Below are 10,826 nucleotides of genomic sequence, written 5' to 3'. Positions count from 1 at the left end.
ACCGGTGTCGGCCGAAAGTGGAGATGCGTGGATGAACGGGCCCGGATCCGACTCAGCTCTGGCACGACGGCTCGCCACCGCCGTACCGTCCCAGCACCGCAGGCTGGTGACCGAACTGGTGCGCACGGCCGTGACCGAGGCGATCGAGGCGGCCCGCCCGGGCACGGTGGACTCCCTCGACCCTGCCGCCCCGTTCTCCGCGCAGGGACTCGACTCGCTCGCCGCGGTCGACCTGCACCGGCGGCTGACCGAACGGACCGGTCTCGCCCTGCCCGTCGGCCTCGCCTACGACTGCCCCACCGTCCACGACCTCGCCGCCCGGCTGCTCGCCGAGGTCCACGGCCGGGCGGACGACCCCACCGAGCCGGCCGGTGACGGCACCGCCGACGAACCCGTCGCGGTCGTCGGTATCGGCTGCCGCTTCCCGGGCGGCATCGCCACACCCGCCGATCTGTGGCGGCTGCTGACCGACGGCGGCGAGGTGCTGTCCGGCTTCCCGCGGGACCGCGGCTGGGACCTCGACGCCCTCTACGACGAGAACCCCGAGGTACCCGGCAGCGCCTACGTCCGCAGCGGCGGATTCCTGGACACCGCCACCGAGTTCGACGCCGAGTTCTTCGGCATCAGCCCGCGCGAAGCGCTCGGCATGGACCCGCAGCAGCGGCTCGTGCTGGAGACCTCCTGGCAGGCCCTGGAGGACGCCGGCATCGACCCCACGGCCCTGCGCGGCACCCCGGCCGGCATGTTCTTCGGCGCCGAGGTACAGGAGTACGGGCCGCGCCTGCACGACGCCCCGGACGGCCTCGACGCCTACCTGCTCGCCGGGAACGCGGGCAGCGTCATCTCCGGCCGTGTCGCCTACGTACTGGGCGCCGAGGGCCCCGCGGTCACCGTCGACACCGCCTGCTCCGCCTCCCTGGTCGCCGTCCACCTGGCGTGCCGCTCGCTGCGCCAGGGCGAGTCCTCGCTCGCGCTCGCGGGCGGTGTCGCCGTGATGGGCGGACCCGGTGTGTTCACCGCCTTCAGCCGGCAGCGCGGTCTAGCACCCGACGGCCGCTGCAAGGCGTTCGCCGCCGGGGCGGACGGCACCGGTTTCGCCGAGGGCGTCGGGGTGCTCGTCCTGGAGCGCCTCAGCGACGCACGCCGCCACGGGCACCGCGTACTCGCCGTCGTCCGCGGCTCCGCCGTCAACCAGGACGGCGCCTCCAACGGCCTGACCGCGCCCAACGGCACCTCCCAGCAGCGGCTGATCCGCCGGGCCCTCGCCGACGCCGGACTCACCGCCGCCGACGTCGACGTGGTCGAGGCCCACGGCACCGGCACCCGGCTCGGCGACCCCATCGAGGCCACCGCGCTCCTCGCCACCTACGGCCAGGGCCGCCCCGACGAGGCCCCGCTGCTGCTCGGCTCCGTCAAGTCCAACCTCGGCCACACCCAGGCCGCCGCGGGCGTGGCCGGCATGATCAAGGCGATCCTCGCCATGGAGCACGGCCGGATACCGGCGACGCTGCACGTCGACGCGCCCACCCCGCACGTCGACTGGTCCGCCGGGGCCGTGCGGCTCGTCACCGAGCAGCGCCCGTGGCCCGAGACCGGGCGGGCCCGACGGGCGGGCGTGTCGTCGTTCGGGGTCAGCGGAACCAACGCGCACGTCATCCTGGAACGGCCGGAGCCCGAGGAGACCGACGCGCGGCCCCGCCCCGTCCTCCCCGCCGGCACCCCGCTGCCCTTCGCCCTGTCCGCCCGGAGCGAGGCCGCCCTGCGGGCCCGCGCCGCCGACCTGCTGCCCCTGGCCGACGAGGCCGACCCGCTCGACCTCGCCCACACCCTGGCCACCACCCGGGCCGCCCTGCCCCACCGGGCCGTCCTCGTCGCCGCCGACCGCGCCGAACTGCGCTCCGCACTCCACGACCTGGCCTCCGGCGGCATGCCTCCCGTCACCCGGGTCGACGGCGAACTCGGCTTCCTGTTCACCGGACAGGGCAGCCAGCGGATCGGCATGGGCCGTGAACTCGCCGCCGTTCACCCGGTGTTCGCCGACGCCCTGGACGACGTCTGCGCCCAGTTCGACCTCCAGCTGGCCCGGCCGCTGCGGGACGTCCTGTTCGCCGGCCCCGCCACCCCCGAAGCCGCGGCGCTGCACCGTACCGAGTACGCGCAGCCCGCCCTGTTCGCCGTGGAGGTCGCCCTTTACCGGCTCCTGGAGAGCTGGGGCCTCACCCCGGACCAGCTCGCCGGGCACTCCGTCGGAGAGATCGCCGCCGCGCACGCGGCCGGAGTGCTCACCCTCCAGGACGCGACGATCCTGGTCGCCGCCCGCGGCCGGCTCATGCAGGCACTTCCCGAGGGCGGCGCCATGGTCGCCGTACGCGCCGCCGAGGACGAGGTGGCGCCGCTGCTCACCCCGCGCACCGGCATCGCCGCCGTCAACGGCCCCGCCGCGGTGGTGGTCTCCGGTGACGCGGCGGACGTGGAGCGCATCGCCGCCGAACTCGCCGCGCGCGGTCACGACACCAAGCGCCTGCGCGTCAGCCACGCCTTCCACTCACCGCTGATGGAACCGATGCTGGCGGAGTTCCGGCGCGTCGTGAACGTCCTGGACTACGCCGAGCCGAAGCTGCCGGTCGTCTCGACCGTCACCGGCGGCCCCGTCGGCTCCGAGCTGTGCGACCCCGAGTACTGGGTGGAGCACGTCCGCGCCCGGGTCCGCTTCCACGACGCCGTCCGCACGCTCACCGACAGCGGGGTCCGGACCTTCCTGGAGATCGGCCCCGACGCGGTGCTGTCCGCCATGGGCCCGGACTGCACCGACGCGCCCGGCACCGCCTTCCTGCCGGTGCTGCGGCGCGAGCGGCCCGAGGCCCGTGAGGCGGCCGCCGCGCTCGCCGCCGCCCACGCCCGGGGCGTACCCGTCGACTGGCAGCGGCACTTCGCGGGGCTGGGCGGACGCCGTATCGACGTGCCCCGCTATCCCTTCCAGCGGCGCCGGTTCTGGCTGGAGCAGAGCACCGCCACCGACGCCACGGGCCTCGGCCAGCTCCCCGCCGCCCACCCCCTGCTGGCCGCCGTGGTCGCCGTCGGCGCCGAGGGCGTCGTCCTGACCGGGCGGCTGTCCCCCCGCACCCAGCCCTGGCTCGCCGACCACGTCATCGCCGGGCGGGTGCTGTTCCCCGGCACCGCCTACGTCGAACTCGCCCTGCGCGCGGGCGACCACGTCGGCGCGGGCACCCTGGAGGAGCTGACCCTCGGCACCCCGCTCGTCCTGCGCGCCGACGACGACGTCGCCGTCCAGGTCGCCGTCGGCGAACCCGACGAGACCGGGCGGCGCGGCGTCACCGTCCACACCCGCGCCGACGAGGCGGCCCCCTGGACCCAGCACGCCGCGGGCGTCCTCACCACCACGGCCCCGGCCGCCGCGGCCGACCTGACCGCATGGCCGCCGCGGGACGCGCAGCCGCTCGACACCGCGCGCGTCTACGCGGACCTCGCCGACCAGGGCTACGCATACGGGCCCGCCTTCCAGGGGCTGCGCGCCGCCTGGCGGCACGGTGACGACGTGTACGCCGAAGTCGCCCTGCCCGAGGAAACGGCCGCGGACGCGTCCGCGTTCGGCCTGCACCCCGCGCTCCTCGACGCCGCCCTGCACGCCGCCGACCTCGACGCCCCGCCCCGCCCCGAGGTGCTGGTGCCGTTCGCCTGGACCGGCGTCACCCTGCACGCCACCGGTGCGCCCGCCCTCCGTGTGAAGATCACCCGCGTCGGCGGCGACACCATCGCCCTGCACCTCGCCGACGCCACCGGCGCCCCGGTGGCCGACATCGAGGCCCTGACCTCCCGTCCCGTACCGGACAACGACGTCCTGTACGCCGTGCGGTGGTCGCCGTACCCCCGACCGGCGACCACCGCACCCCTCCGCATCGCCGTCCCGGAGGGCGGAGCCGCCGGAATCGCCGCCCTGCTCGACGGCCCCGCCCCGGACGCCGTCGTGCACCACGTGCCCGGCCCGGCGGCCGCCGACGCCGGCGCGGCACGCGCCCACGTCCGCGACGTACTGCGGGTGCTGCGCACCTGGCAGACGGACGAGCGCCTCGCGGACACCCGGCTCGTCGTCGTCACCCCGCCCGGCAGCCCCGCCCACGCGGCCGTGCGCGGCCTGGTCCGCTCCGCCCAGGCGGAGAACCCGGGCCGCTACGTCCTCGTCGAGCACGAACAGCCGCCCACCGAGGCCGACCTGCGCCGGATCCTCGCCACCGGCGAACCCGAACTCTCCCTCGCCGAAGGCCGGTTCAGCGTGCCACGGCTGACCGCACAGCCCTCCGGGGACGCACCCGTCGCCGGCTGGGGCACCGTCCTCGTCACCGGCGGCACCGGCGGACTCGGCGCGCTGCTCGCCCGGCACCTGGTCCGTACCCACGGTGTACGCCGTCTGGTGCTCGCCGGCCGACGCGGCACGGCGCCCGCGCTGAGCGCCGAACTCGGCGCACTCGGCGCCGAGGTGACCGTGGCCGCCTGCGACGTCGGCGACCGCGAGGCACTGCGCCGACTGCTCGACGCGCACCCCGTCGACTCGGTCGTCCACGCGGCGGGCACCGTCCGCGACGGCATCGTCGACAGCCTCACCGACGCCATGGTGGACGAGGTCTTCCACGCCAAGGCGCTCGGCGCCTGGCATCTGCACGAACTGACCCGGGACCGCGACCTCGCCCACTTCGTGCTGTTCTCCTCCCTCGCCGCCGTCCTCGACGGCCCCGGCCAGGGCAACTACGCCGCCGCCAACGCCTACCTCGACGCCCTCGCCGAGCACCGCGCCGCCCTCGGCCTGCCGGCCACCGCGCTCGCCTGGGGCCTGTGGGACACCGACACCGGCATGGGCGCGGCCCTGGACGACACCGCCCGGGAGCGCATCGCGGCCCACGGCCTGCCCGGCCTGTCCGCCGAACGCTCCCTGGAACTGTTCGACGCGGCCCTCCGCTCCCGCGCGCCGCACCTGGTACCCGTCGAGATCGACGCCGCCGCCGTACGCCGCCGCCCCGACGGCACACCCCCGCTGCTGACCACCCTCGTCCGCCCCCTCACCCGCCGTGCCACGGCGAGCACCGCCCCCGCGGCGACCTCGGCCGGGCACCTGTCCACGCTGCCCGCGGCCGACCGCGACCGCGCCCTCCTCGACCTCGTCCGCACCGAGGTGGCGGCCGTGCTGCGGCACGACGGGCCGTCCGCCATCGACCCCGGCCGGGCCTTCACCGACCTCGGCTTCGACTCGCTGGCCGCCGTGGAGCTGCGCAACCGGCTGGGCCCCGCCACCGGACTACGGCTGCCCGCCACCCTCGTCTTCGACCATCCCACCTCCCGGGCACTCGCCGACCACGTCCGCGACACGCTCTTCGGCACCGGCGAGGAGCAGACCGCCGCCCCCGCCGCACGCACCACGGCCGACGACGACCCGATCGTCATCGTCGGCATGAGCTGCCGCTACCCCGGCGGGGTCCGCTCCCCGGAGGACCTGTGGCGGCTCGTCGCCGACGGAGTCGACGCGGTCGGCGGCTTCCCCGCGGACCGGGGCTGGGACACCGAGGCGCTGTACGACCCGGAGCCGGGCACCCCCGGCCGCACCTACACCCGTGAGGGCGCCTTCCTGTACGACGCGGCCGAGTTCGACGCCGGCTTCTTCGGCATCAGCCCACGCGAGGCCACCGCGATGGACCCGCAGCAGCGGCTCCTGCTGGAGGTGTCCTGGGAGGCGCTGGAGCGCTCCGCCATCGACCCGCACCGCCTGCGCGGCTCCCGCACCGGGGTGTTCGCGGGCGTCATGTACCACGACTACGGCACCTGGCTGGCCGAGGTGCCCGAGGACCTCGCCGCCTACCTCGGCAACGGCAGCCTCGGCAGCGTCGTCTCCGGCCGGGTCGCCTACGCCCTCGGCCTGGAGGGGCCGGCCGTCACCGTCGACACCGCCTGCTCCTCCTCGCTGGTCACCCTGCACCTCGCGGCGCAGGCCCTGCGGCAGGGCGAGTGCGACCTCGCGCTGGTCGGCGGCGTCACCGTCATGTCGACACCGGACACCTTCGTCGACTTCGCCCGGCAGCGCGGGCTGGCCGCCGACGGCCGCTGCAAGTCCTTCGCCGCCGCGGCCGACGGCACCGGCTGGGGCGAGGGCGTCGGAGTGGTCGTCGTCGAGCGGCTGTCCGACGCACGCCGCAACGGCCACCGCGTACTGGCGCTGGTCCGCGGATCCGCCGTCAACTCCGACGGCGCCTCCAACGGTCTGACCGCCCCCAACGGCCCCTCCCAGCAGCGCGTCATCCGCGCCGCGCTGGCCGCCGCCGGACTCACCCCCGCCGACGTCGACGCCGTCGAGGCGCACGGCACGGGTACGACGCTGGGCGACCCGATCGAGGCGCAGGCGCTGCTCGCCACCTACGGCCGGGACCGGCCCGCCGGCCAGCCGCTGTGGCTGGGCTCCGTCAAGTCCAACATGGGCCACACCCAGGCCGCCGCCGGTGTCGCCGGCGTCATCAAGACGGTGATGGCGATGCGCAACAAGGTGCTGCCGAAGACCCTGCACGTCGATGAGCCGTCCCACCAGGTCGACTGGAGCGCCGGCGCCGTGGAGCTGCTCACCGAGCAGCGCCCGTGGCAGGCGCCGGACCGGCCGCGCCGCGCGGGCGTGTCCTCGTTCGGGATCAGCGGCACCAACGCCCATGTGATCCTGGAGGAGTTCACCGAGCCCGAGCCCCCGCGGGCGGACCCCGCCACCGCCCCGCCGGTGCTCGCCCTCCCCGTCTCCGCCCGCTCGCCCGAGTCCCTGCGCGGCCAGGCCCGCCGCCTGCGGGACCTGACCGGCACCGCCCCCGCCGACCTCGGCCGGGCCCTGTCCACCACCCGTGGCACCCACTCCCACCGGGCCGTGGTGCTGGCCACCGGCGACGGCCCGGCCGCCACCGCGCTGGACGCCCTGGCACGCGGCACCGAGGCGCCGGGCCTGCTCGTCACCGGCTCCGCCACCGACGGCACCCTCGCCTACCTGTTCTCCGGTCAGGGCGCCCAGCGCCCCGGCATGGGCCGCGACTGGTACGACGCCTTCCCCGTCTACGCCGAGCACTTCGACCGCGCCGCCGCACTCTTCGACAAGCACCTCGAACGGCCGCTCGCCGAGGTCGTGTTCGGCGACGACACCGAGACCCTGGAGCGGACCGCCTACACCCAGGCCGCGCTGTTCAGCACGCAGGTCGCGCTCTACCGGCTGCTGGAGTCCTTCGGACTGCGCCCGGCCTGGCTGGCCGGCCACTCCGTCGGCGAGTTCGCCGCCGCGCACGTCGCGGGCGTGTGGTCGCTCCAGGACGCCGTCACCGCGGTCGCCGCCCGGGGCCGCCTCATGCAGGCCCTGCCCGAGGGCGGCGCGATGATCGCCGTGCAGGCGTCGGAGGAGGAGGTGACACCGCTGCTGGACGAGCGGTGCGCGATCGCCGCCGTCAACGGGCCCCGCGCCGTGGTCGTCTCCGGGGACGAGGACGCCGTCACCGAGGTCGCCGCGCACTTCACGACCACCCGCAGGCTGCGCGTCTCGCACGCCTTCCACTCGCCCCGTATGCAGCCCATGCTGGAGCGGTTCCGGGAAGTCGTGCGGGGCATCCGGGCGGCGGAACCGGCCGTGCCGATCGTCTCCACCCTCACCGGCGCACCGGCCACCGCCGCCGAACTCGGGTCCGCCGACTACTGGGTACGGCACGTGCGGGAGACCGTCCGCTTCGCCGACGCCGTCGCGACCCTGGCCGCGAAGGGCGCCGACACCTTCCTCGAACTGGGTGCCGCGCCCGTCCTCGCGGCCATGGGCCCCGACTGCCTGCCCGACGCCGGGGACACCGCCTTCGTCGCGACCGCCCGCAAGGACACCGCCCCGCTGCCCGGCCTGCTCGCCGCCCTGGCCACCGTGCACACGCGGGGTTCGGACGTCGACTGGGCGACGCTGTACGAGACGTACCCGGGAAACCGCGTCGAGCTGCCCACCTACGCCTTCGACCACCACCGGTACTGGCTGCCCACGGCCGCCGTCACCGCCGGGGACGCCACCGGGCACGGGCTCGCCGCCGTCGACCACCCCCTGGTCAGCGCCCGCCTGGACCTGCCCGGCGACGCCGGGCTGCTGCTCACCGGCCGCATCTCCACCGCCACCCACCCGGTCCTCGCCGAGCACGCCGTCATGGGCACGGTCCTGGTGCCCGGGGCCGCACTGGTCGACCTCGCCCTGCACGCCGGGCGCCTCACCGGACGCCCCGCCGTGGAGGAACTGACCCTGCAGACACCGCTGGTGCTGCCCGCGGACACCGCCGTACGCCTCCAGGTCGCCGCCGGCTCCGACGGCACCGTCGAGATCCACTCCCGTGCCGAGAACGCCCCCGAGGACGAGGGCTGGACGCGGCACGCCACCGGCACCCTCACCGCCGCCGCCGCGCCCCGGCCCGTCCCCGGCAGCTGGCCGCCGCCCGCGGCCACCCCGCTCGACGTCGGAGACCTCTACCCGCGCCTGCACGCCGAGGGCTACGACTACGGCCCCGTCTTCCGCGGGGTACGGGCGGCCTGGCGGCACGGCGACACCCTCCTCGCCGAGCTCGAACTGCCCGCCACCGCCGGGCCGGACGCCGCCCGGTACGCCCTGCACCCGGCGTTGCTGGACGCCGCCCTGCACGTCACCTCGCTCCAGGACGACGACGGTCACGAGCCGTCCGACGGCATCGCCCTGCCCTTCGCCTGGACCGGGGTCACCGTGCACGCCCAGGGCGCCCGCACCGCGCGGGTCCGCGTCACCCGAGGCCCCGACGGCACCCGTATCGAGCTGGCCGACTCCGACGGCCGGCCCCTCGCCGCCGTCGACTCCTACGTCAGCCGTCCCGTGGCCGCCGACCGGCTCACCCGGCGGCAGCGCCAGCTGTACGCCGTCACCGACGAACCGCTGCCCGAGGCCGCCGGCCGTCCCGACCGCCGTACCTGGGCGGTCCTCGGCGACGACGACCTCGGCCTCGGCGTCCCCGTGCACCCCGGACCGGACGCGCTCGGCACCCCCGTGCCCGACGTGGTGATCCTGCCCGTGAACGCCCCCCGCGCCGAGGGCGGCCCACTGCCGGACGCCGTGCGCACCGCCCTCGCCCGCACCCTGGAGACCCTCCGGACATGGTCGGCCGACGAACGGTACGCCGGGTCGACGCTCGTCGTCCTCACCGGCGGCGGCCTCGCCGACGCCGCCGTGCACGGGCTGGTGCGGGCCGCGCAGGCCGAGGACCCCGGCCGGATCCTCCTCGTCGGACGGAGCGCACCCGACGGCCCGGTACCGGACCGGGCCGCGCTGGCCGCCCTCCTGGACTCCGGGGAGCCGGAGGTGCGGTGGCGGGACGGCCGGGCCCACGCCCCCCGCCTCGTGCGCGCGGAGGACCCGCCGCGGCCGGACCGCCCCTGGGGCACCGTCCTCGTCACCGGCGGCACCGGCGGACTCGGCGCCCTCGTCGCCCGCCACCTGGCCGGCCGGCACGGCGTCACCCGCCTGGTGCTGACGAGCCGCCGCGGCCCCCAGGCACCCGGCGCCGCCGACCTGCGCGCGCAGCTCACCGCCCTCGGCGCCGAGGCCGAGATCGTCGCCTGCGACGTCTCCGACCGCACGGCCCTCGCCGCCCTGCTCGCCGCGCACCCCGTCGACAGCGTCGTCCACACCGCGGGCGTCCTCGACGACGGCGTGATCGCCTCGCTGACCCCCGCGCGTCTGGACACCGTGCTGCGGCCCAAGGCGGACGCCGCCTGGCACCTGCACGAACTGACCCTGGACCGGGAGCTGTCCCGCTTCGTGCTGTTCTCCTCGGCCGCCGGCACCCTGGACGCCTCCGGCCAGGGCAACTACGCCGCCGCCAACGTCTTCCTCGACGCGCTGGCCGCCCATCGCGCCGCCCTCGGCCTGCCCGCCACCTCCCTCGCCTGGGGCCTGTGGTCCGGCGGCGGCATGGGCGCCGCACTCGACGCGGCCGAGGTCCAGCGCATCGAACGGTCCGGCATCGGCGCGCTCGACCCGGACGAGGGACTGGAGCTGTTCGACGCCGCCGTGGCAGCCGGCCGCCCCGCCCTGGTGCCCGTACGGCTGGACACCGCGGCCCTGCGCCGCCGCGGCGACGACGTCCCGGCCGTGCTGCGCACCCTGGCCGGTGTCACCCACCGCGCGGCACGCGACGACCGGGCCCGCACCCTGGGCGAGCACCTGGCCGAACTCCCCGCCGCCGACCACGAGCACACCGTGCTGGAAGCCGTCCGCACCGAGGTCGCCGCCGTCCTCGGCCACGCCGGACCCGCCGCCGTGGAGCCACGCCGCGCCTTCACCGAACTGGGCTTCGACTCGCTCGCCGCCGTCGAACTGCGCAACCGGCTGAACACGGTCTGCGGACTGCGCCTGCCGTCCACGCTGATCTTCGACTACGCCACCCCGGCGGCACTCGCCGGCCACCTCCTCGAACGACTCCTGCCGGACCCCGCGGACCCCGGCCCGGACACCACCCCGCACGGCGACGACGAGCTGCGCACCCTGATCTCCCGCATCCCCCTCGCCCGCATCCGCGAGGCCGGACTCCTCGACGGCCTGCTGAAACTGTCCGAGCCGGCTTCGGCCCCCGCCCCCGCCGACCGAGCCCTGGACATCAAGTCCATGGCCGTGGCCGACCTGGTGCGCGCCGCGCTCGACCGCAGCGGCACCGAGTGACCCCGCCCCGGGTGCCGGACGACGCGCCGCGTCCGGCACCGGGCCACCCCGTACCCGGCGCACCCTCCACCGCGTCACCAGCGCCGCCGAGCCA

General features: G+C 76.5%; 1 protein-coding gene. It reads left to right on the top strand.

Features of this window, described 5'->3' with window-relative positions; translation table 11 throughout:
- Positions 1-31 precede the first annotated feature (31 nt).
- Positions 32-10,732, top strand: coding sequence for an SDR family NAD(P)-dependent oxidoreductase (locus tag ACZ7KF_RS30940; protein ID WP_471082241.1), 10,701 nt, complete (start codon positions 32-34; stop codon positions 10,730-10,732).
- Positions 10,733-10,826: the final 94 nt, after the last annotated feature.

The organism is Streptomyces sp. NPDC038200 (assembly GCF_055600785.1).
The sequence above is the reverse complement of the archived record's forward strand: the minus strand, read 5'-3'. Positions and strand labels throughout refer to the sequence as shown.

Excerpts from the sequence above, each read along its gene's own strand:
- ACZ7KF_RS30940 (WP_471082241.1), top strand. The coding sequence starts at position 32 with ATGAACGGGCCCGGATCCGACTCAGCTCTGGCACGACGGCTCGCCACC.